This is a genomic window from Pseudochrobactrum saccharolyticum, from assembly GCF_008801715.1.
In the GTDB taxonomy this organism is placed as follows: domain Bacteria; phylum Pseudomonadota; class Alphaproteobacteria; order Rhizobiales; family Rhizobiaceae; genus Pseudochrobactrum; species Pseudochrobactrum saccharolyticum.
Genome location: NZ_VZPG01000001.1, coordinates 1,098,211 through 1,119,419 on the forward strand (window position 1 = coordinate 1,098,211; position 21,209 = coordinate 1,119,419).

General features: G+C 52.0%; 21 protein-coding genes and 1 pseudogene. 11 read left to right on the forward strand and 11 right to left on the reverse strand.

From position 1 onward, the window contains the following. Positions 1-29: 29 nt before the first annotated feature. The 4 genes from F7P81_RS04860 (at position 30) to F7P81_RS04875 (ending at position 3,228) form a co-directional block, all read left to right on the forward strand. Positions 30-422, forward strand: coding sequence for a YkvA family protein (locus F7P81_RS04860; protein ID WP_022710203.1), 393 nt, complete (start codon positions 30-32; stop codon positions 420-422). Positions 423-700: 278 nt separating this feature from the next. Continuing rightward, positions 701-1,204 (forward strand): invasion associated locus B family protein, encoded by a 504-nt coding sequence (locus F7P81_RS04865; protein ID WP_022710204.1) that lies wholly within the window; start codon positions 701-703, stop codon positions 1,202-1,204. 300 nt (positions 1,205-1,504) lie between these two features. Further along, complete coding sequence (rlmN, locus tag F7P81_RS04870) at positions 1,505-2,743, forward strand: dual-specificity RNA methyltransferase RlmN (RefSeq protein ID WP_022710205.1); 1,239 nt, start codon at positions 1,505-1,507, stop codon at positions 2,741-2,743. 14 nt (positions 2,744-2,757) lie between these two features. Next, a complete protein-coding gene (locus tag F7P81_RS04875; protein ID WP_151158738.1) occupies positions 2,758-3,228 on the forward strand; it encodes a hypothetical protein in 471 nt (156 codons plus the stop codon). Positions 3,229-3,292: 64 nt separating this feature from the next. Here the strand turns inward: F7P81_RS04875 and F7P81_RS04880 are convergent, their stop codons facing one another. Further along, positions 3,293-3,952 carry a LysE family translocator gene (locus F7P81_RS04880; RefSeq protein WP_151158739.1) on the reverse strand — a complete coding sequence of 220 codons (660 nt, stop codon included), beginning with the start codon at positions 3,950-3,952 and terminating at the stop codon, positions 3,293-3,295. A gap of 219 nt (positions 3,953-4,171) precedes the next feature. Between F7P81_RS04880 and F7P81_RS04885 the strand changes: the two genes are divergently transcribed. Then, complete coding sequence (locus tag F7P81_RS04885; RefSeq protein ID WP_028233458.1) at positions 4,172-5,392, forward strand: argininosuccinate synthase; 1,221 nt, start codon at positions 4,172-4,174, stop codon at positions 5,390-5,392. A gap of 300 nt (positions 5,393-5,692) precedes the next feature. Here the strand turns inward: F7P81_RS04885 and trhA are convergent, their stop codons facing one another. The 8 genes and pseudogenes from trhA to F7P81_RS04925 all read right to left on the reverse strand — a co-directional run bounded on the left by trhA (position 5,693) and on the right by F7P81_RS04925 (position 12,487). Next, positions 5,693-6,352, reverse strand: a complete 660-nt coding sequence (gene trhA / locus F7P81_RS04890; protein ID WP_075654032.1) for a PAQR family membrane homeostasis protein TrhA — start codon at positions 6,350-6,352, stop codon at positions 5,693-5,695. Positions 6,353-6,675: 323 nt separating this feature from the next. Next, positions 6,676-7,572: pseudogene (locus F7P81_RS04895) on the reverse strand (transglycosylase SLT domain-containing protein); the annotation flags it as partial. Further along, positions 7,572-7,760 (reverse strand): hypothetical protein, encoded by a 189-nt coding sequence (locus tag F7P81_RS04900; RefSeq protein ID WP_028233459.1) that lies wholly within the window; start codon positions 7,758-7,760, stop codon positions 7,572-7,574. The gene F7P81_RS04900 and the pseudogene F7P81_RS04895, both read right to left, overlap by 1 nt. Before the next feature lie 234 nt (positions 7,761-7,994). After that, positions 7,995-8,693 (reverse strand): fumarylacetoacetate hydrolase family protein, encoded by a 699-nt coding sequence (locus F7P81_RS04905; RefSeq protein ID WP_374828044.1) that lies wholly within the window; start codon positions 8,691-8,693, stop codon positions 7,995-7,997. A gap of 60 nt (positions 8,694-8,753) precedes the next feature. Beyond that, positions 8,754-9,398 (reverse strand): nucleoside/nucleotide kinase family protein, encoded by a 645-nt coding sequence (locus F7P81_RS04910; RefSeq protein ID WP_151158741.1) that lies wholly within the window; start codon positions 9,396-9,398, stop codon positions 8,754-8,756. Further along, entirely contained in the window at positions 9,395-10,183 is a 789-nt protein-coding gene (locus F7P81_RS04915; protein WP_022710214.1) for an ATP-binding cassette domain-containing protein, read from the reverse strand. Before F7P81_RS04915 ends, F7P81_RS04910 begins: the two co-directional genes overlap by 4 nt. Then, positions 10,180-11,277 carry an ABC transporter permease gene (locus F7P81_RS04920; RefSeq protein ID WP_075654029.1) on the reverse strand — a complete coding sequence of 366 codons (1,098 nt, stop codon included), beginning with the start codon at positions 11,275-11,277 and terminating at the stop codon, positions 10,180-10,182. The genes F7P81_RS04915 and F7P81_RS04920 overlap by 4 nt, the downstream gene beginning before the upstream one ends. Before the next feature lie 187 nt (positions 11,278-11,464). After that, complete coding sequence (locus F7P81_RS04925; protein WP_151158742.1) at positions 11,465-12,487, reverse strand: substrate-binding domain-containing protein; 1,023 nt, start codon at positions 12,485-12,487, stop codon at positions 11,465-11,467. 310 nt (positions 12,488-12,797) lie between these two features. Here F7P81_RS04925 and F7P81_RS04930 point away from each other — a divergent pair, with 310 nt between their 5' ends. Further along, complete coding sequence (locus F7P81_RS04930; RefSeq protein ID WP_151158743.1) at positions 12,798-14,057, forward strand: ROK family transcriptional regulator; 1,260 nt, start codon at positions 12,798-12,800, stop codon at positions 14,055-14,057. A gap of 159 nt (positions 14,058-14,216) precedes the next feature. Next, on the forward strand, positions 14,217-15,848 hold the full coding sequence (locus F7P81_RS04935) for an alpha-D-glucose phosphate-specific phosphoglucomutase (RefSeq protein WP_151158744.1): 1,632 nt from the start codon (positions 14,217-14,219) through the stop codon (positions 15,846-15,848). Between the two features lie 49 nt (positions 15,849-15,897). On the opposite strand, the gene F7P81_RS04940 is transcribed toward F7P81_RS04935, so the two are convergent. Continuing rightward, the gene (locus tag F7P81_RS04940; protein WP_151158745.1) at positions 15,898-17,055 is read right to left on the reverse strand and encodes an Mrp/NBP35 family ATP-binding protein; all 1,158 of its coding nucleotides are present in this window, start codon (positions 17,053-17,055) and stop codon (positions 15,898-15,900) included. Positions 17,056-17,306: 251 nt separating this feature from the next. Between F7P81_RS04940 and F7P81_RS04945 the strand changes: the two genes are divergently transcribed. The 4 genes from F7P81_RS04945 to F7P81_RS04960 all read left to right on the forward strand — a co-directional run bounded on the left by F7P81_RS04945 (position 17,307) and on the right by F7P81_RS04960 (position 20,224). Then, positions 17,307-17,738 (forward strand): hypothetical protein, encoded by a 432-nt coding sequence (locus F7P81_RS04945; protein WP_151158746.1) that lies wholly within the window; start codon positions 17,307-17,309, stop codon positions 17,736-17,738. Positions 17,739-17,857: 119 nt separating this feature from the next. After that, positions 17,858-18,859: a DUF1775 domain-containing protein gene (locus tag F7P81_RS04950; RefSeq protein ID WP_151158747.1), complete on the forward strand. Its 1,002-nt coding sequence runs from the start codon at positions 17,858-17,860 to the stop codon at positions 18,857-18,859. 560 nt (positions 18,860-19,419) lie between these two features. Further along, positions 19,420-19,926, forward strand: a complete 507-nt coding sequence (locus tag F7P81_RS04955) for a hypothetical protein (RefSeq protein WP_022710223.1) — start codon at positions 19,420-19,422, stop codon at positions 19,924-19,926. Between the two features lie 103 nt (positions 19,927-20,029). Further along, positions 20,030-20,224, forward strand: a complete 195-nt coding sequence (locus F7P81_RS04960; RefSeq protein WP_151158748.1) for a hypothetical protein — start codon at positions 20,030-20,032, stop codon at positions 20,222-20,224. A 190-nt stretch (positions 20,225-20,414) separates the two neighbouring features. Here F7P81_RS04960 and F7P81_RS04965 read toward each other — a convergent pair whose 3' ends face one another. Then, on the reverse strand, positions 20,415-21,128 hold the full coding sequence (locus F7P81_RS04965; protein ID WP_151158749.1) for a L,D-transpeptidase: 714 nt from the start codon (positions 21,126-21,128) through the stop codon (positions 20,415-20,417). Between the last annotated feature and the right edge of the window lie 81 nt (positions 21,129-21,209).

The window sequence follows — 21,209 nt, forward strand, 5'->3', positions numbered from 1 at the left end:
CACCATCTCTTTCCCGATGAGGATTTGCTATGGATGATGTCAAAATAGGTGAAATTTTGCAGCCGGGCTCAGAGCGCGAACAGGAAAGCCGTGCACAGCGTGTGCGCAAAAATTTCTGGAAGACCCTGAAAAAGACCGCAGGCAAAGTGCCTTTTACAGAAGATCTGGTCGCATCCTATTATTGCGCACTGGACACGAAAACACCTGCCCGTGTGCGTGCAACATTACTGGCCGCGCTTGCCTATTTCGTGCTGCCTTTTGATTTTGTACCGGATCTTCTGGTCGGCATCGGCTTCACCGACGATATGGCTGTCTTAATGGCGGCGCTGGCCTCAGTACGCCGGCATATTACACCGGCGCATTATGCCGCCGCACGACAGTCCTTAAGCCAGAACCCTGACGCGGAACCGCAGGAGCACTGACCTCAGTCCGTCTGTACAAATCGCTGATTTCCAAGAATACAGAATCAAAAAACCTGAGAACAAACTATCGCCGTTTTCCTGATGCTGAAGTCACGCATAAGGGCAAGTGAGTGAGAATTTCTGCATATTCTTCAGAAAAACCTCTCTTTTGCCTCAAAACTTCACGGTTTGGTAACCCAGATTAAGTCAAATTAAGACAAACAAACGGGACGTGCCTTAAACAGCATGTTTCCCGGATTTTGAGTTTGAAGCAAAACGAAAGAGAACCGGTAGGACCTATGCTTGGAAAATCGATCGTCGCGGCTTCTGTGTTCACAATGGCTATGGCAGGCAGTGCGCTTGCCCAGTCGCCGAGCCAGATCAGCCAGTTCAACGCCTGGGGCGCATACAGCTATCAGTCGGGCAACGGTAAAGTATGTTATGTCCTGTCCGTCCCGACCCAGAAGCAGCCTGCATCTGTAGACCACGGAGATAATTTCTTCCTCGTCAGCCAGAAGCCAGGCCAGAACGTATCTTTTGAGCCGCAATTTATGGCCGGTTATGAATTGCAGGCCAATTCTAAAGTGACCGTCACCATCGGCAATGCGCGCTTTAATATGTTCACCAATGGTAAATCCGGTTGGATGGAAAATGCCGCAGAAGAACCAAAGCTGATTGCTGCCATGCGCGGCGGTGCGGATATGGTTGTAAATGCTGCATCAAAGCGTGGTACAAAAACCACCTATACCTATTCCCTGAAGGGCATTTCCGCAGCGCTCGCTGCGATTCAAAAGTGCCGCTAAAGCGGGCTGGTCAGAAATGCCGCTAAAGCGGGTAAAATCTGAAAAGTTTAAAAGCCGGATTTATGTCCGGCTTTTTTGCATTCCGGCGATGAATACAAAAAGCCGCAAATCATAACCCTTGATAAAAGCGTGACGCAGCGCCATTTCCGTGCTATGAGGCCGCACTTCAGGGTATTCTTGCGGATCTCATCGCGAAAAACGCCCCCATTAAATCATGCAACAGTGCCGCTTTATCAGTTTCCAATCAGGGCTTTTGTCCTTCTGATGCGGCTATGCAATTGTGAGCCTTAAGTAAAACCGATGTCTATTTCTTATGACCTTACCACGCCTCAGACCCGTGATGCACTGGCCGCCAATGCCCGCGCAATGCTGGCACCAAAGCCGTCTTTGATCGGTCTTTCCCGTGAGGAACTGGGTGAGGCCTTGCTGGAAATCGGCATTCCGGCCAAACAGATCAAGATGCGCGTCGCGCAGCTCTGGCATTGGCTCTATGTGCGCGGTGTTTCAGACTTTGCCGATATGGCGAATATCTCCAAAGACCTGCGCAGCGCTTTGACCGAGCATTTCACCATTGCCCGTCCGGAGGTTGTGGAAGAACAGATTTCCACCGACGGTACACGCAAATGGCTGTTCCGCTTTCCGCCACGCGGTGCAGGGCGTCCGGTTGAAATCGAATGTGTTTACATTCCTGAAGAAGGCCGCGGCACGCTGTGTATTTCCTCTCAGGTCGGCTGCACCCTCACCTGCTCTTTCTGCCATACCGGCACACAGAAGCTGGTACGCAATCTGACTTCAGAAGAAATCCTCTCGCAGCTGCTCACCGCCCGTGACCGTCTCGGCGATTTCCCTGAAACCAACACACCGGATGGTGCGATTGTGCCTGCGGAAGGCCGCAAGATCACCAATATCGTGATGATGGGTATGGGCGAACCGCTCTACAATTTTGATAATGTCAAAAAAGCACTGCTGATTGCCTCGGATGGTGATGGTCTGTCGCTGTCCAAGCGTCGCATCACACTCTCCACCTCCGGCGTTGTGCCGGAAATCTACCGCACCGGCGAAGAAATCGGCGTGATGCTGGCGATCTCGCTCCATGCCGTGCGCGATGATCTGCGTGATATGCTGGTGCCGATCAATAAGAAATACCCGCTGGAAGAACTGATCAAAGCCTGCCGCGCTTATCCGGGTCTGTCCAATGCCAAGCGCATCACCTTTGAATATGTGATGCTCAAAGACGTCAATGACAGTCTGGAAGATGCCAAGAAACTGGTGCAGCTGCTCAAAGGTATTCCGGCTAAAATCAATCTTATTCCGTTCAATCCGTGGCCGGGCACCAACTATCAGTGCTCCGACTGGGAGCAGATTGAACGCTTTGCCGATTATGTGAATGCAGCGGGCTATGCCTCGCCGATCCGCACACCGCGCGGCCGCGATATTCTCGCCGCCTGCGGTCAGCTGAAATCGGAATCCGAGCGCATGCGTAAAACTGATCGTCTGGCCCTGGAAGCCATGATGATCGCCAATCACGGCGAAGACTGAGATAAGTCCTCAACATGGATAAAAGCCTGCAACTGATCGGCCGGTTCACAGTCATCATCTTTGGCTATGGCTGTGCTGTTCTGGCTGCAGGTCTTTTTCTGAATATTATGCTGATCTCCACCATCGGCATGCTGCCGGATATCATCAATGATGGTTTTGAATATGGCTTCGGCGCGGGACTGTTCGTTGCCACACCATTCATGGCCATGATCATCGGTTATCTCGCCTTCTGGCCTGCACTTGCAGCTATTGCCATCGGTGAATATTTCAACAAACGCGACAGCCTGTTTTACAGTCTCTGTGGTTTGGCAGCCGGCATTATTCTCTTCGTGGCAGGTTTTCAGCCCGATGTGAAAAATGCTGACGAAGCCGTGATGATGATGAGCTGCGCAGCCGCAGGAATTATCGGCGGTTTTACCTATTGGCTGATAGCCGGACGCTGGAGCAATCTGGTTTCCGGCAAAGAAACACCGGAAACCAAATAATTTTTCTTTTCACGCATGTCTTTACCCCAAAAGCGGCATCCGCTTTTGGGAGGCATGCTATAAATTACTTGCCTTCAGCCAGCAGAATTTTCAGCGCAAAAACTGAGAACACACCCGCAAAAACATAATCCACCCAGCGTGTGACTGTCGGATTTTTCTTCAAAAGACCGGCAAATTTATCTGCCGCCAAAATCATCGGCACCACTACCGGCAGGCTGAGCGGGATGAAAGACAGGCCGAGGAAAAACAGTTTCCCCGGTGCATGCGGATCATGCGCTGACACGAATTGCGGCAGGAAGGTCATGTTGAACAGAATGATCTTCGGGTTGAGCAGATTAATCCCTAAGCCCGTTGCCCAATTCTGAACCAACGTATGTTTTTTACCGCTGCTTTTTTCCGGCGAAAAAGCTGAGCCTTTGCGCAACGCCTGAATAGCCAAAAACACCAGATATCCGGCACCGACAACTTTCAGCACCCAGAAGGCACTTGGCGACGCAATAATCAGCGCAGACAAACCAATCGCCACCATTGTGGTATGGATGACGATGCCGCTGGAAGCTCCCGCAAGGCAAGCGAAACCTGCGGCTTTCCCTTCAGATAAGGCACGACCAACAAACAGTGTCATATCCGGACCCGGTGTGATCGACAGGATAAATGTCGCAATAGCGAACTGAACCAGAACCGGCCAGTCCGGAATAAAAGTCAGAGAATTTAAGAATGACATGCATGCGCCCCGAAGCGGTTAAGTTTGGCCAAACTAACGCAGAATTTGTTTCTGCGGAACCGGATTTACACGGGCATATCTAAAATTTAACAATCTCACGACTGTGCCATTAAGACGGCTTGCTTCACACTATTGAGATGATAAAAGAAATATCAGAATTTCATCGCTGCAAAGCGAAAAACACTCAGATGCCGTACCGGCTCGTACTGGATGCATAAAATGAACAACTGGAAAGACGTTAAAAAAGTCGTGCTCGCTTATTCCGGCGGTCTCGATACTTCTATCATTCTGAAATGGCTGCAGACCGAGCTCGGTGCTGAGGTTGTGACTTTCACTGCTGATCTCGGTCAGGGTGAAGAACTGGAACCGGCACGCAAAAAAGCTGAAATGCTCGGTATCAAAGAAATCTTCGTTGAAGATGTCCGTGAAGAATTCGTCCGCGATTTCGTTTTCCCGATGTTCCGCGCCAATGCAGTTTATGAAGGCGTTTACCTGCTCGGTACTTCGATTGCCCGTCCGCTGATCTCCAAGCACCTCATCGAAATCGCCAAGAAAACCGGCGCGGATGCGATTGCACATGGTGCAACCGGCAAGGGTAACGATCAGGTTCGTTTCGAACTGTCGGCCTATGCACTGAATCCGGATATCAAGATTATCGCTCCTTGGCGCGACTGGTCGTTCAAGAGCCGTACAGACCTGCTCGATTTTGCTGAAAAGCACCAGATTCCTGTGGCAAAAGACAAGATGGGCGAAGCACCGTTCTCCGTCGATGCCAACCTGCTGCACTCTTCCTCGGAAGGTAAAGTACTGGAAGATCCGGCTGTTGAAGCTCCTGAATATGTGCATATGCGCACAATCTCGCCGGAAGCTGCGCCGGACAAAGCCACCATCATTAAAGTCGGCTTTGAGCGCGGTGATGCGGTCTCGATCAACGGCGTGCGCATGTCGCCTGCAACCCTGCTGGCTGCACTCAATGATTACGGCCGTGACAATGGTATCGGTCGTCTTGACCTCGTTGAAAACCGTTTCGTTGGTATGAAGTCCCGCGGCGTTTATGAAACACCGGGCGGCACTATCCTGCTGGCAGCACACCGCGCGATTGAAAGCATTACGCTGGATCGCGGCGCAGCGCATCTGAAGGATGAACTGATGCCACGCTATGCGGAACTGATCTATTACGGCTTCTGGTTCTCGCCGGAACGCGAAATGCTGCAGGCGGCAATCGACCATAGCCAGCGTCATGTAGAAGGTGAAGTGACACTGAAGCTCTATAAGGGCAATGTGATTGTGACCGGCCGTGAAAGCGACAAGTCGCTCTATTCCGACAAGCTGGTGACATTTGAAGATGATCACGGGGCTTATGACCAGAAAGATGCTGCGGGCTTTATCAAGCTCAATGCGCTGCGTCTGCGCACACTGGCTGCCCGCAACCGCGGCTAATCAAGCCAACTAAAGACTGAAACAGCAAAACAGCCGGAGCGATCCGGCTGTTTTTTTATTTATCTTTTGGCATCACAAACGCGGCGCGGATTTTGGTTATGGCGTGGCGAAAATGGTGATTTTCGAGAACCGGAGCGGAATGTACCCTTGCATAATCCCTTCATCATTCGATGAAGGATAAGATTATGCAATCCCCAGAATCACGGCATCCTTTACGCGCCAATAGGCGCGTGGTGCCGTGTGTACATGAGCACCGGAGCGGAGAAAATTGCCATTTGCAGACCGCCAGAGCCGGAATCCCTAGTGGACGGCGAGAAAGACAGCACTGTAATGGAGCGCCGCTCCCGCCACGACAAAGCCGTGCCAGATTGCGTTTTGGAAGCGCAGGCGTTCCCAGACGTGGAAAATAACGCCGAGTGAATAAATAATCCCACCGGCGGCGATCAGTACCACCACTTGCAGAGGCAGAAACTGCAACAGCTGGTCGTAAATCAACACACCGCTCCAGCCGAGCGCCAGATAGAGCAGGATTGCCAAGCGGTCAAAACGGCCGGGCATTGTCAGCTTCAGTGCAATACCACAAAACGCAATCAACCAGACCAACCCCAAATGCCAACCTGCTCCCTCACCCATTTTCATGATGAAAGGCGTATAAGTTCCGGCAATCAGCACATAAATCATGGAGTGATCGAAGCGGCGCAGAAACTGCTTCACCGGCGAAACCGGCCAGATATTATAAATTGCAGAAATCGTCAGGGCAGCCACGAGGCTCAGCACATAGATCAGCGCGGAAATATAAATCACCGGTGAAATCTGCCCTGCAAAATACCACAGCATCACGGCTGCGCCGCCAACAGCCAGAGCCACGCCCACAACATGGACGATGCCATCCGCCCATAATTCCGCCTTGTCATAGAGACGTGCAACGGAGGCTTCGGCCTTTTGTAAAATCTGGTTCATGGTGCCGCCTGCACAATTTCGGGGTGATGATAAAAAGCGAGGTCAAAATGAGTATGCGTCAGAATGATTATAGATTCATGACGACAAAATGACCTGTCTGTAAAATTACCCGATCAGAGATGCAGACAATAAAAAACCGCCTGCTTCATAAGAGAAACAGGCGGTTTTAAAACTTGCAAATTTTCAGATCAGCGGGTGCTGAAATCCCGTCTGTTCGGCTGCACACGCGATGCTTTTGCAGATTTAGCAACAGACTGCGTAACCATAGGATCGGTTTGCGCCACATCAACAACATTGCCGGTTGCTGCGGCTGTCACAGCCTTTGCGGCTTCTGTAGCTTTACCCGGTTCAATAAAAGCGGTGCGGATGGAGTTCGGGCCTTTGCGCAGACCGGTTTCTTCCAGCAGACCTTTGCGCTTGGCATCATAATAATAACCGCGGGCATAGAATTTCACGGCCTGCGTTTCATTGCCACCGGCAACTTTATAGGCACCGGCCAGATATTTCACCGCATAACGCAGATTGGTATTGGCATTGAGCAGTCCCTGCGGGCTGCCATCATAGCCCATACCGCGTGCAGTGGCATGACTGATCTGCATCAGGCCGAAATACGGGCCATTACGGGCAACAGGATTATAACGGCTTTCGCGCTGCACCACGCGGTGCACCAGACGCTCCGGCACCTGATAGGCTGCCGCATATTGGCCGATTAGATTATGCAGTTCCGGCTTGCTGTCTGCCGCAATCTCAGCGCGCTGCTCGACCAGATGGTTCGCAGTGCCGGATTTGGTAACGCCGGTATATTTCACTTCGCCCGGTGTATTATGCGCACCGGTTGCCAGAGATGGTGTTGCTGTTGCAATCAAAGCTTCTGTTGCAGTCTGGCGGAATGCCGGTGTCGGCACCGAAGCCGGCAAAACCGGATCGCCTGCTTCTGTCACGGCCAGAGCGGCGACCTGTGCAGCATTGCCTTTTTCTGCCGCATAGGCAGAAGCTGCGATTGTAGCACCTTTTGCGCTGCCGTCAGGATTAGCGTCGATAGAAGCAGCCTCTGCAGGCGCTCCGACGGCTGTAGCCATATCAGCCACGGCAACATCAACAGCCTGAGTTGTTGCCGAATTGGCGGCAGTTTTTGAATTATTGGTGGTGGTACAGGCCGACAAGGCCACAACACCGGAGAGCAGAACAGCAGAACGGAGAGCCAGAGCTGAAAATCGCATCAGGCACCCGTTTCGTTGTTGAGACGTTTTTCGAGTTCAACCAGATCTTCCGGCAATGGCAGACCACTGGCTCTCATCGCATTGAGCTTCTCACGAATGGACTCAGCCAGTTCATGCATGTCTTCCGGCTGGTTGACCATCTGCTCAAACAGTAAAGCGATTTCCGCCTTGATCTCTTCGAATGCCATCGGGCGATCCTTTTCGTTGTCTTCGTTTGCAGGCAGCACAAGCCATCGCCCGACAAACGTAAGAAGCGACACAGCAGAATGCATTGATTAAACGCAACCGGAAACTGTATCGCTCATGCAGTAGAAATCGTCATAGAATCCCGAAGATTGAGGATTCCATCTCATGGTTGATGAAATATTTACAGAGATTCCGCCCGTGAGACCAGCCGTAAAATGCAATCCGCGCCAAAAGGGTCAGACAACTTTTGTTGTCAGATGTCCGATAGCGTCAACGCCGCCCTCCAGAATATCGCCCCGCGCAACAGCACCAACACCCGCAGGCGTACCGGTAAAGATCAGATCTCCGGCCTGTAATTCATAGAGTGTGGAAAGAATTGCAATGGTTTCCGGCACGGACCAGATCAGCTGGTTTATATCACCCTGCTGAACGATTTTACCATTAATTTTCAGCCAGATAGCCCCATCCTGCGGGTGACCGATACGGCTTGCAGGCACCAATGCAGAACAAGGAGCGGAATGTTCAAAGGCTTTGGCAGTCTCCCACGGGCGCCCCTGTTTTTTGGCCTGCCCCTGCATGTCGCGCCGTGTCATATCCAGCCCGACGGCATAACCGTAAATATGGCTGTGCGCCTCGGTTGCCGGAATATTTTTTCCGCCTTTATGAAGGGCAACAACCAACTCAATTTCATGATGCACGTCATTGGACAGCGGCGGATAAGGAAAATTGCCGCCATCTGCCACCAGATTATCCGGATTTTTCTGGAAGAAAAATGGTGGTTCACGATCCGGATCATGCCCCATTTCCCGCGCATGGTCTGCATAATTACGGCCCACACAATAAATACGGCGAACAGGAAAGCGCTGATCGCTCCCCTCAATCGGCAAGGTTACCGGCGGGCGGGCAGGAAAAATCAGCGTCTCAGACATGGGCATTCTCTTAATGGTAAATTCTGGCTGTTAAATTCTGAATTTGCCCGAGCCTACAGGAAAGTTTCAATCCTGCAAGATAAAGTCTGCCTTACGGGACTGTTCTGTCACGGTTTGCGCATTGGGAATATCATTGGCAAGCGCGCGCGTTCTGGCTGCTTCATAATCCGCACCATGATCCAGCCAGCGCTGAATAAGCCGCTGTTCCAGAACCGGAAGCGGCACTTGCAAGAAAATACTCAGATCAAAATATTGGCGCAGATCGCACCAGACAGGCTGATCCAGCAGCAGATAATTACCCTCGACCAGTAAAATCTGATGCTGCCCCGTGACCATGGCAGCCCCCGCACGTGCCAGATCCATTGACCGGTCAAAAACCGGAATCGCAATATCACCGGTTTCCGTTTTCAAACGGGACAGCAGCGCCCGAAAACCATCCGCATCAAAACTATGCGGTGCACCTTTTCGCGCCCTGTAACCACGCACATCCAGAATGGCATTATCATAATGAAACCCGTCCATCGGCACGACAACAGATGGCTGAGCGGCGGATAAAGCATTGATCTCCTGACACAATGCCTCCGCCAACGTGGATTTTCCCGCAGCAGGTGCTCCCGCAATTGCAACAATCAGTCGCTCGCGCCCCTTTGCGCGCGCCAGAATTTCCGCAGCCAGCGCTTCACGCTTTATCACAGGTGTTTCAGGCATCATGCAGCCAGCATCTCATCAGTCGGGGTCAATGCGCCGGTCATCAGCGCCACGGCATCAGACATAGAACATTGACGGGGATTGATCACCGCCAGTCTTTTGCCAAGCCTGTGCACATGCACACGATCCGCCACTTCAAATACATGAGGCATATTATGGGAGATCAGCACAATCGGCAGACCGCGTGATTTCACTTCCTGAATAAGATCGAGCACACGGCGGGATTCTTTAACCCCTAATGCGGCTGTCGGCTCATCCATAATCACAACCTTGGAGCCGAAAGCCGCCGCACGCGCCACGGCCACGCCCTGGCGCTGACCGCCGGAAAGTGTTTCCACCGCTTGCGAAATATTCTGGATGGTCATCAGTCCGAGTTCTGAAAGCTTATCGCGGGCGATCTGCTCCATTTTCTTGTGGTCGAGCTGACGAAACACACTGCCCATCAAACCGGGTTTGCGCAATTCGCGCCCCAAAAACATATTATTCGCAATCGACAATGCAGGCGACAAAGCCAGATTTTGATAAACAGTTTCAATGCCTGCTGCCCGCGCGGCGATCGGTGAACGGAAGCTCACCGGTTGGCCGTCAAGGAAAATCTCACCTTCATCCGGCTGGATCGCACCGGACAGCGCTTTAATCAGTGAAGACTTTCCTGCACCGTTATCGCCGATAACCGCCAAAACTTCACCCGGATAGAGATCAAAATCTGCATGATCCAGTGCCGTAACACGGCCATAGCGTTTGACGAGGCCTTTTGCCGATAAAACCGGCTGAACTGACTGTTTCATGCCGCAGCCTTTCTGATCCACTGGTCAATTGCGACCGCAACAATAATCAGGACACCAATCAACAGATAGGTCCATTGCGGATCGGTTCCCCACAGGCGCAGCCCCAGCGAAAACACACCGACAATCAATGCACCAAACAATGTGCCGAGAATGGAACCGCGACCACCGAACAGGGAAATCCCGCCAATCACCACAGCCGTAATGGATTCAATATTCGCAAATTGTCCCGCTGTTGGTGAAACGGAACCGAGACGCCCGATCATCGCCCAACCGGCCAGTGCACAGATCAGACCAGCCAGAATATAAACCGACATCAGAACCGGTTTGACACGTACACCGGAAAGCTGCGCCGCTTCGGGATCATCGCCGATCGCATAAACATGCCGCCCCCATGCCGTATGATTGAGCACATACCAGAGAACCAGAACCAGCAGCACCATGGCAATCACACCATAGGTAAAGACCGCACCGCCGAAGCGGATATTATTTCCGAAAAACTGCAATATCGGCGCTTTTTCGGTGATTTCCTGCGCACGGATGGTTTCATTGGCGGAATAGAGAAAATTGGTCGCCAGCACGATCTGCCACATACCAAGCGTGACGATGAAAGGCGGCAATTTCCAATAGGCCACGAACCAGCCATTGAAGAAACCGCATAAAGCGCCGACAGCAAAACCGCACAGGATGGAAAGTTCCGGCGGCAGACCATAACGGAAAGTAAACTGCCCCATCACCACCGAAGACAGCACCATGATTGCACCGACGGACAGATCAATACCGGCCGTCAGAATGACAAGTGTCTGCGCGGAAGCAATAATGCCGGTAATGGCAACCTGCTGCAAAATGAGTGTCAGCGCAAAGGCAGAGAAAAACTTGGATCCGACCAGAACAGCAAAAATCGCCAGTGACATCACCAGCACGATCAGCGGTACGGCCGCCGGATTGTGATGCAGGATCACACGCATTCTGTAGAGCAGACTACGATCCTCATTCTCAAAACTCGCAACACCGGATGCGCTGTTCACCAGAACCTTTTCAAAATCCTGCTGGGTGCGCTTGACTTCCGTTTCATGATTTTGCGTGGTTTCTGTCATAGGAGCTTCCGGTTGCTGCAGCCTGAAAAGGAACCGGCATGAAGATCACGCCGGTTGATTTTTTAGAGCGCCGTGCGCCCGACCGGGCGCTACACAAGGTCGCTCTGACACTTTAAAATTAGAGCATAATTTTACCTTCAACTGATTCAAGTTTAAGAAATTATGCTCTATTAGAAAGGCACGGGGATCAGCCCCAGCACTTCGCCAGACCTTCTTTGGTATCGATGGATTCAACACCTTCAACCGGCTGGTCGGTTACCAGCATCACACCGGTATCAACAAAGGTCTTGCCATCTGTCGGCTTCGGCTTTTCACCGGTATCAGCAAATTTTTTAATTGCCTCAATACCAAGTGTTGCCATCTGCATCGGATATTGCTGCGCTGTTGCGCCGATCACGCCGTCAGCCACATTTTTTACACCCGGACAGCCGCCATCAATGGAAACAATCATCACATCTTTTTCACGGCCAACAGCTTTCAGCGCCTCATAAGCACCGGCTGCAGCAGGTTCGTTAATGGTGTGCACCACATTGATATTCGGCTCTTTTTGCAGAAGATTTTCCATGGCGCGGCGGCCGCCCTCTTCATTGCCGTCAGTCAGATCGCGACCGGCAATACGCGGATCATCCTCATCGCCGAGCACATCCTTGTTTTTCGGATCAATACCGAAACCTGTGGCAAAGCCCTGATCGCGCAGCACGTCAACACTCGGCTGCATGGCGGTAAGGTTCAGGAAAGCAACTTTGGCATCTTTGGCTTTATCACCCAGACGCCCTGCAGCCCATTTGCCGACCAGTTCACCGGCCAGAAAATTGTCTGTTGCAAAAGTTGCGTCCGCAGCATCAGCCGGTTCCAGCGGCGTATCCAGTGCAATCACCAGCATACCGGCATCACGCGCCTGTTTCAGTACAGGAACAATGCCTTTAGTGTCGGAAGCGGTGATGAGAATACCTTTTGCACCATCGGCAATACAGGTTTCCACCGCTGCAATCTGACTTTCCGTATCGCCGTCAATTTTACCCGCGTAGGATTTCAGGTTGATGCCAAGTTCCTTGGATTTGGCAGTCGCGCCTTCTTTGATCTTTACAAAAAACGGATTGGTATCTGTTTTGGTAATCACGCAAGCCGTCACTTCAGCCGCCTGCGCTCCCGCACCCGCAACGCCCAATGCCAGAAGGGCAAAAGCAGAGGTAAGAATAGTTTTTCTCATGAACTCCTCCCAGAGTCATTTTTCTACGATCAGTTCAAGCACCGAACTGCGTAGCTGAACCAGCCAAATCAATTATCTCAGGCGCCCTCTTCCGCCGCCTCTGCGCTGCGATTTCATGAAAGAGCAAATTTGTTGCCCCCAGAAATATGTGCAGCGCGATCATGGAAACACGGGTTTTCAGTCCTGTCAATTAATAAATCCACTTGATTTATTAATTCGCTATGTCAGTCTAAGATCAGCGTGATGACAAAAACTGTCCGCGCAGGCTTTACTTCAAAAATAATTCTCTTATTCCAGCTCTTTATCCCGAATGCTCCTTACAGGACACCCGATGCACTATCCGCAAGGCGCCCCTATTGACCCTGCCACAACCAGCCGCGGCTCGGACCAGACCGGCATGCGCGCCTATAATGAAAGGCTGATCCTTTCCGTTGTGCGCCGTCACGGTGCCATGCCGCGGGCAGATATTGCCAGACTAACCGGCCTGTCGGCGCAAACCGTGTCCGTCATTATCCGCAATCTTGAGCAGGACGGATTATTGCTCAGCGGTGAGAAACAGCGCGGACGTGTCGGCCAGCCAAGCCAGCCGATGATGCTCAATCCTGACGGGGTGTTTTCCTTTGGCCTGAAGATCGGGCGTCGCAGTGCAGAACTGGTTCTGGTTGATTTTACCGGCACGATCCGCGCGCGTATGCACCAGACCTATCTGTGGCCGGTGCCGGACAATATTCTGCATTTCACGCTTTCGGCTATTGAGCAATTCACGGCGCAGCTCACGCCTTTTCAGCAAAGCCGCATCGCCGGTCTCGGCATAGCCATGCCGTTTGAACTCTGGAACTGGGTGGAAGAAGTCGGCGCACCACCCGCCGATTTGCAGGCCTGGCAAAGCACCGATATTTGCGAAGCACTGAGCCTGAAACTGCCTTTTCCCGTTCTGATCCAGAATGATGCCACCGCCGCCTGCGGCGCGGAACTGACCTTCGGTTCAGGGCCGGATTATGCGGATTATGTTTATTTTTTCATCGGCTCATTTATCGGCGGCGGCGTTGTGCTCAACAATACGCTTTATGCCGGACGCAGCGGCAATGCCGGCGCACTGGGTTCCATGCCGATGGGCAACGGTTTTGTCACCACGGCAGGCCAGATCAGCCGCCCTGCCCAGCTGATTGATACCGCATCTCTGTTCATATTGGAGCGCAGTCTCAAACAGCAGAATATAGACACGGCTCCGCTTTGGGCGGCGCCGGATAATTGGGAAATTTTCAACCCTGTGCTTGATGAATGGGTATTGCTGACCGCGCGCAGCCTTGCCCATGCCATTTCATCGGCCGCCAGTGTAATTGATTTTCCTGCTGCCATTATTGACGGCTGGATGCCTGAAAATTTACGCGCCAAGATTGTTGAAACTACACGGAGTGAAATCGGCAGGCTTAATTTACAGGGAATCATCCCGCCGGTGATTGAAGAAGGCACAGTTGGTGTTCATGCCAAAGCACTGGGGGCAGCGCGGCTGCCAATCTTCAGCCGCTATCTCTTTGATCAAAATGTTCTTTTTAAACACATACAATAAACCCGTCTTACCAAAGTTGAATAATAAACCGCTATTTATGTGAAATCATTTACTTCGGCTTCACAGGACTGCCTATAATATCCGTCATGAATGCAACTTGTTCATTCCACATGCATTTATCTTTTGCGAGAGCCGTTATTGTCAGGACAAAGCCAGATCATGACTTTTAAAACTATCAGCACCACAGCTTTTACAGATCAGAAGCCGGGCACTTCGGGCTTGCGCAAAAAAGTGACTGTCTTTGCTCAGGAACATTATGCGGAGAACTTCATCCAGTCGATCTTTGACAGTCTGGAAGATTTTCAGGGCAAGACACTCGTGCTCGGCGGTGACGGACGCTATCTCAACCGCAAGGTCATCCAGAGCACGATCAAAATTGCTGCTGCAAATGGTTTTGGCCGCATTCTGGTCGGTCTTGGCGGCATCACCTCGACGCCTGCGGCTTCCAATCTCATCCGCAAGAATAAAGCCTTTGGCGGTATTATTCTCTCTGCCAGCCATAATGCCGGCGGACCGCAGGGTGATTTCGGCATCAAATTCAATATCAGCAATGGCGGTCCTGCTCCGGAAAAACTGACCGAAGCGATGTTCGCCAATTCCAAAACCATCACATCCTATAAGATTGCCGATTGCGCCGATATCGACATTGATACGCTCGGCTCGCATCAGATCGGCGACACGGTGGTGGAAATCATTGATCCGGTGAAAGATTACGCCGCCTTGATGGAAAGCCTGTTCGATTTTCAGGCGATCCGCACCCTGCTGCAATCCGGTTTCACCATGCGTTTTGACGCCATGCATGCCGTGACCGGCCCTTATGCCACAGAGATTTTTGAAAACCGGCTCGGCGCAAAAGCAGGCAGCGTTTTCAATGCTGTGCCTTTGGAAGATTTCGGCGGTCACCATCCTGATCCGAATATCGTCTATGCCCATGAGCTTTATGAAGAGCTGATGTCCGCCAATGCACCGGATTTCGGTGCAGCATCGGATGGTGACGGCGACCGCAATCTGATTATCGGCAAGGGCATGTATATTGCCCCGTCGGATTCTCTGGCAGTTCTCGCCGCTAACGCGCATCTGGCTCCGGCCTATAGCAAAGGCATTGCCGGTATTGCCCGCTCCATGCCGACCAGTTGTGCCGCAGACCGCGTGGCGGAAAAACTGAAGATCGGCATGCATGAAACACCGACCGGCTGGAAGTTCTTCGGCAATCTGCTGGATACCGGTCTTGTCACTATTTGCGGTGAAGAAAGTGCGGGAACCGGCTCTGACCACGTGCGTGAAAAAGACGGGTTGTGGGCTGTGCTGCTATGGCTGAATATTCTGGCGGTACGCAAACAATCGGTCGCCGAGATTATGCATGAGCACTGGCAGACCTATGGCCGCAATTATTACTCACGTCACGATTATGAAGAAGTCGCCTCGGATGGTGCCAATGCGCTGATGGATGCCTTGCGCGCCAAACTGCCTGATCTCAAAGGCAAGACCGTGCAGGGCATGGTTGTGGAAGCAGCCGATGATTTTGCCTATCATGATCCGGTCGATCATTCAGTGAGCAAACATCAGGGCATCCGCATTCTCTTTGCCGGCGGTTCCCGTCTTGTGGTGCGTCTGTCCGGCACTGGTACCGCCGGTGCAACCATCCGCATCTATCTGGAACGCTATGAGGCTGACAGCAGCAAGCATGATCTGGAAACCCAGGCTGCCCTGACCCCGCTGATCGCAGCCGCTGCGGAACTCACAGAGATCACGCATTATACCGGCCGCGAAAAACCAAGCGTCATTACCTGACCCAACAAAAAAGGCCTGCATTGCAGGCCTTTTTCAATTTCATCATCTGTTATTCAAAAACGATCTTCGGTGCTGCGCGGGATGAACCGCCGCTCACCTGCGCCCAGGCTTTTTCGGCAATTTCACGATAAATTTGCGCATGCGGGCTGTCCGGCTCTTTCACCGTGATCGGCATACCCGCATCGGACAATTCGCGGATCTGCATATCCAGCGGCACTGCGCCGAGGAAAGGTACATTGAGCCGCTCAGCTTCGCGCTGCGCTCCGCCATGACCGAAAATATCATAACGCTTGCCGGTATCCGGCGCGATGAAATAGCTCATATTCTCAACAATACCGAGCAGCGGCACATTAACTTTGGCAAACATATTCAGCCCCTTACGGGCATCGATCAACGCCAAATCCTGTGGGGTGGAAACGATCACCGCACCGGCCAGCGGCACCTGCTGCGCCATGGTCAGCTGGGCATCGCCGGTGCCCGGAGGCATATCGACAACCATCACATCAAGATTGCCCCACTCCACTTCACGCATCATCTGATTGAGCGCCGACATCACCATCGGGCCGCGCCAGATCATCGGGGTTTCTTCTTCCACCAGAAAGCCCATCGACATGACTTTGAGGCCGTAATTGCTCATCGGCTTCATGATGCGGCCATTGACCGTTTCCGGACGACCGGAAATACCGAGAAGGCGCGGCATTGACGGCCCGTAAATATCGGCATCAAGAATACCGACTTTCAGCCCCAGTGCCTGAAGCCCGAGCGCAATATTCACCGAAGTCGTGGATTTACCGACACCACCTTTGCCGGAAGCCACGGCGATAATCTTGCCAACACCCGGAATACCCGGTTTTGCCTGTGGCTGCGGTGCTGCATGAGTATGTGCAGCCGGACGCGCCTGAGCAGCGGGCTGAGGGCGGCTTGGCGGAGGCGCATCATCGCTGGTGCGGCCGCCTTTGCGCTCGGCGGTCAGTGTGACCAGCGCACCGGCAACCCCCGGAATCTCTTTCACCAGTTTTTCCGCCCGCAGACGCAGCGGTTCCATCGCCTGCGCACGGTCAGACGGCACGGTAATGGAGAAAAACACTTTATTATCAGCGATAAAAATATCGGACACCAGTCCGAGGCTGACAATATCACCTTCGAAATCCGGTCCCGTGACCTGTTTCAGCTGAGCCAGCACCACATCTTTGGTGACCTGTGACATGCCTCATACCCCGTCGAATAATCTGTTCACCATTGCCGGCACAGTATTTTATCCTGCGACCGGCATTTCATTCATCATCGTTAAATGATTTTGTGTCTGAGAGAAAGTTATCTTCACCCCTTTCCGCGCAAACCTCTGTGACATCGTGAGGCAGAGGGAGATCCGGCATCATTATTACAGAGGAAAGCTCTTTCCTTCCGCAAAGCACCGCGCTAAAAAGCGGAAAGCGCAGTTATATATAGTTCAGGGTGATGGTTCAGACACACAAAAACAAGCTGGTTTTAATACGCATCCTGTGCGTATTGGCGCTTGTTTTGCTGTCTTTTGCCCATAGACCGGTGGATGTCAGCGCCCCCCTGCTGCAAATGACCACCAAAAGCGGCACCTCCGCTGAACCGGTTTTCATCCGTTATGAAACAATGCCCGATGGCAGTATTGTTTCGATCTGCGTTTCCGAAAACAGCGCCGCCTCTGACCAGCATCATAAAAATCATAATATGATGGTTGATTGCGAGGCCTGCCGTATCTCGGCGGCCTTTGCACTGGTTACACCACCTGCAGCCGGTGGTCCGGTTGTTGCCAAAGATACAGGCAACAGCGTCAGACGCACGGCCAAAGTTCTGCCCCGCTCCCGACCTTATCCGCCCGCCGCCCCGCCGCAGGCGCCACCTTTCCTTGCCTGATACAGGTCTGCGCATTCTCGCAATGCCGTAGGAAATATCAGTCATGCGCTTTAAGCGCCTTCATGCTTTCTGCCTGCAATTTGCAGCCGGAAAGCAGGATATTCGCAAGGAATAGATTTATGAAAACCATTTTCACACCACTCTGTGTTGCCAGCCTTCTTCTCGGCACTGCCGGTCTGGCACAGGCACATGTTTCGCTTGAAACAGCTCAGGCTAATGCAGGAAGCGGCTATAAAGCCGTCCTCAAAATCCCGCATGGCTGTGAAGGTGCCGCGACCACACAGATCAATGTCAAAATTCCGGAAGGTTTCATTGCCGCTCAGCCGCAGATGAAAGCCGGATGGGATATTGAAACTGTTAAATCCGACTACCAGCACAGCTATAAAGTGCACGGTAAAGACGTGAAAAACGGCGTGACCGAAGTGATCTGGAAAGGCGGCAAACTGCCGGGCGATTTCTATGATGAATTCTCGGTTGTCGGCAAACTCGCAGCCTTCGACAAGGATACAACATTATCGTTCCCGACAATCCAGACCTGCGAAAACGGTAAAACCGAAAACTGGACGGATATCGCAGCAGAAGGCCAGAATCCGCATGATCTGAAAAACCCTGCGCCGCAATTGCTCGTGGCGGCTGCCACAAAACAGGCAAGCCATGACGGCCACGGTGCGCATGGTGGCAATAGCGCCGAGGTGGTGACAGCCGGTGATCTTGAGCTTTCCGAAGCCCATAGCATCGCGACAATCCCGAATGCCCGCGTTGCAGGCGGCTATATTGTCATTACCAATAAGGGCAAAGAAGATGACCGCCTGATCGGCGGCACCACAGATGCAGCCGGAAAAGTTGAAATTCATGAAATGTCGATGAAAGACAATGTCATGAAAATGCGCAAGCTGAGCGAACCTCTGGCAATTCCCGCCGGTCAGACCGTGAAATTGGCACCAACCGGCTTCCACATCATGTTTATGGATCTGGCCAAGCCGTTCAAAGAAGGTGAAACAGTCAATGTTGTGCTGGAATTTGAAAAAGCCGGAAAGGTTAATTTACCGTTTCACGTGAATCCATCCAAGGGTTCTTCCGGTAATGCTGGCGGCAAGGCCAATGACCATAGCCATCACTAATTTCTGTTTCTCCGAAACCGTATCGGTTCGGAGATAAAAGACTAAGGCGGAGCGCCGGTCATATCGGCGCTTCGCATTGTGATTCTGGAACCGCTCCCTTTTGCCTGTCCTGTTTACAGGCTTCTGCATGAGGCGGGACGTCGCAGAGCTTAAAAATCCGGCCGGAATGTCGTTCAATCCGGCCAGCTGCGACAATCACGCAAAACATATACGGATTCATATAGATAGCATTGCATTTTAGAATAAAAACATGAGTAAAATACTCTGGAATTATTCTAAGCTATTGAAATAAGAACACTTTTCTAAATAAATGCTGAAAATTAGGTTTGACAACCGACCGTTTTCACCGGCATATTCCCGCTGTCAGAGCTTTCGGGAGGGATACTTCCGGCTCGTGGCAATAAATTCAACCTTTGATGTTTGGGCCTTGAACCCGCTCTATTGGAGGACCTCATGTTTGGTCAGGCACTTTACCGCCCAAGGGCGGTACTATCGTCGCGCCCTCAGCCGCGACGCATATTCATCGCTCCTTCGCGTCCGTTACAGATCGGATGCCGCCCATGAATATGCAGGTCAGAAATCTCTTTGAAACATCCAGTCATTATTTCGAGCGGCAGGCTGAAAAGCTGGTGCTTGAAGGCTATCGCCACTGGACATCCGGCTTCGAAACCGGATCGGTTATTCCGTGGGAAATGGCCTGGACGATTTACACTCAGGAGCTCGGCCTCGATAAAGCCAAACTCGCGCTGGCCGAACTCTCCCATTTCATCCGCACCCTGCATTTTTGTGCAGCTTGTCAGCTCAAGGCCTTTCCTTATGGTTCGATGCATATCTGCCGTGAAGAATGCCTGCTGATGGGACTGATCTCCGCCTTGCAAAACGGTGACGATACAACCCGTGATGCCTGTCTGGATGCTCTGGTAACCGGCAGCCGTGTCGCGGAAGTTAAAAAAGCCGCGCAGGATTATGCACAGGTCATGGCAGAGCTCGATCAGGTGCTGCTGCCTATCCCTCATTACGCCGTTGCCTGTGTTTTATCACCGGCAGGGCACAAAACCTTTCACTGATATGAAGAGCTGAAACTTCTTTCATAACTTTACCATGATTTTAGCCCAGTGACTGCGAGCGAAGCGCTCCGGATCCGCGGGCAAAACCGACAGGACGAATACAATGAATGCAAAAACTGAAAAGCGCTTGGGTATTATGGCTGCGCTCCTGCTGACCGCAGCAATGTTTGTGGCGCCTAATCCGATCCAGCAACAGCAGAATTTTCATTTTCTCAGCATGACTGAAGAAGCTGTCAAAGATGTACCAGCTCTGATTGTTGTTGCGCAAAACCATCAGTCCAGTTCAGCTATCCGCTAACAGCACCCATTTGAACTATCATATTTGATCCTTTTTTTATCACTGTCCTCCCAAGACAGAAAAAAGCCGCGCTAAAGCATTTTCAGCAAAAGTGGGAACCGGTTTTGCATATGAAAATGCGTAAAATAAATAGCCGGAGCATTTAAAAATGCTCCGGCTCAGCGCGGCTTTTATTTTCAAATAGTTTTAATCAGGCCTGCACAACAATCGGCGCTTTGCCCTGCACGCGATCATAAAGATCAATAATATCCTGATTCATCAGACGTACGCAGCCGGAAGACATAGCCTGCCCGATCGACCACCATTCCGGATTGCCGTGGATACGATAGCCGGTATCAACGCCGTCGCGGAAAATATAAAGTGCACGCGCACCCAGCGGATTGGCTGGTCCCGGCTCCTGACCATTACGGTATTTTTCCAGCTCCGGCTGGCGCTTGATCATTTCCGGCGGTGGTGTCCAGCGCGGCCATTGCTTCTTATATTGCACATTGGCGCGGCCTGACCATTCAAAACCTGCACGTCCGACACCGATACCATAACGCATGGCCTCGCCGCCCTGCAACACCAGATACAAATATCGCTCGTTCAGGCGTACAACAATGGTGCCCGGTGCCTCACCGGTCGGATCCGGCACGATCTGTCGGCGGAACTGTTTCGGCACTTTCTCATAAGGAATAGCAGGCAGGGAGTAACCATTCTCATGAACAGCCGCATACATCACTTCATTACTGGTGACGCCTTTATCAACGCTGATCTGCGGGCGCATCACACTGCCGGTCGAAGACATATCAATATCCGGCTGAAAAGCCGACATATCCAGCGACTGGGTACAGCCAACCAGACCAAAGGCACCGGCGCCGGTCAGAAAAATGCGACGGTTCAGAATTTCACCCTGCTTTGCCATGATAAATCCGTATCTTCAAAACCTTTTCAGAGGTCGGATTGTGCGCCCGCATGGTTGAAAAATCATTAAATTCGCCGGATC

Coding starts and splice junctions, on each gene's coding strand:
- F7P81_RS04860 (WP_022710203.1), top strand. CDS start 30: ATGGATGATGTCAAAATAGGTGAAATTTTGCAGCCGGGCTCAGAGCGC.
- F7P81_RS04865 (WP_022710204.1), top strand. CDS start 701: ATGCTTGGAAAATCGATCGTCGCGGCTTCTGTGTTCACAATGGCTATG.
- rlmN (WP_022710205.1), top strand. CDS start 1,505: ATGTCTATTTCTTATGACCTTACCACGCCTCAGACCCGTGATGCACTG.
- F7P81_RS04875 (WP_151158738.1), top strand. CDS start 2,758: ATGGATAAAAGCCTGCAACTGATCGGCCGGTTCACAGTCATCATCTTT.
- F7P81_RS04880 (WP_151158739.1), bottom strand. CDS start 3,952: ATGTCATTCTTAAATTCTCTGACTTTTATTCCGGACTGGCCGGTTCTG.
- F7P81_RS04885 (WP_028233458.1), top strand. CDS start 4,172: ATGAACAACTGGAAAGACGTTAAAAAAGTCGTGCTCGCTTATTCCGGC.
- trhA (WP_075654032.1), bottom strand. CDS start 6,352: ATGAACCAGATTTTACAAAAGGCCGAAGCCTCCGTTGCACGTCTCTAT.
- F7P81_RS04900 (WP_028233459.1), bottom strand. CDS start 7,760: ATGGCATTCGAAGAGATCAAGGCGGAAATCGCTTTACTGTTTGAGCAG.
- F7P81_RS04905 (WP_374828044.1), bottom strand. CDS start 8,693: ATGCCCATGTCTGAGACGCTGATTTTTCCTGCCCGCCCGCCGGTAACC.
- F7P81_RS04910 (WP_151158741.1), bottom strand. CDS start 9,398: ATGATGCCTGAAACACCTGTGATAAAGCGTGAAGCGCTGGCTGCGGAA.
- F7P81_RS04915 (WP_022710214.1), bottom strand. CDS start 10,183: ATGAAACAGTCAGTTCAGCCGGTTTTATCGGCAAAAGGCCTCGTCAAA.
- F7P81_RS04920 (WP_075654029.1), bottom strand. CDS start 11,277: ATGACAGAAACCACGCAAAATCATGAAACGGAAGTCAAGCGCACCCAG.
- F7P81_RS04925 (WP_151158742.1), bottom strand. CDS start 12,487: ATGAGAAAAACTATTCTTACCTCTGCTTTTGCCCTTCTGGCATTGGGC.
- F7P81_RS04930 (WP_151158743.1), top strand. CDS start 12,798: ATGCTCCTTACAGGACACCCGATGCACTATCCGCAAGGCGCCCCTATT.
- F7P81_RS04935 (WP_151158744.1), top strand. CDS start 14,217: ATGACTTTTAAAACTATCAGCACCACAGCTTTTACAGATCAGAAGCCG.
- F7P81_RS04940 (WP_151158745.1), bottom strand. CDS start 17,055: ATGTCACAGGTCACCAAAGATGTGGTGCTGGCTCAGCTGAAACAGGTC.
- F7P81_RS04945 (WP_151158746.1), top strand. CDS start 17,307: ATGGTTCAGACACACAAAAACAAGCTGGTTTTAATACGCATCCTGTGC.
- F7P81_RS04950 (WP_151158747.1), top strand. CDS start 17,858: ATGAAAACCATTTTCACACCACTCTGTGTTGCCAGCCTTCTTCTCGGC.
- F7P81_RS04955 (WP_022710223.1), top strand. CDS start 19,420: ATGAATATGCAGGTCAGAAATCTCTTTGAAACATCCAGTCATTATTTC.
- F7P81_RS04960 (WP_151158748.1), top strand. CDS start 20,030: ATGAATGCAAAAACTGAAAAGCGCTTGGGTATTATGGCTGCGCTCCTG.
- F7P81_RS04965 (WP_151158749.1), bottom strand. CDS start 21,128: ATGGCAAAGCAGGGTGAAATTCTGAACCGTCGCATTTTTCTGACCGGC.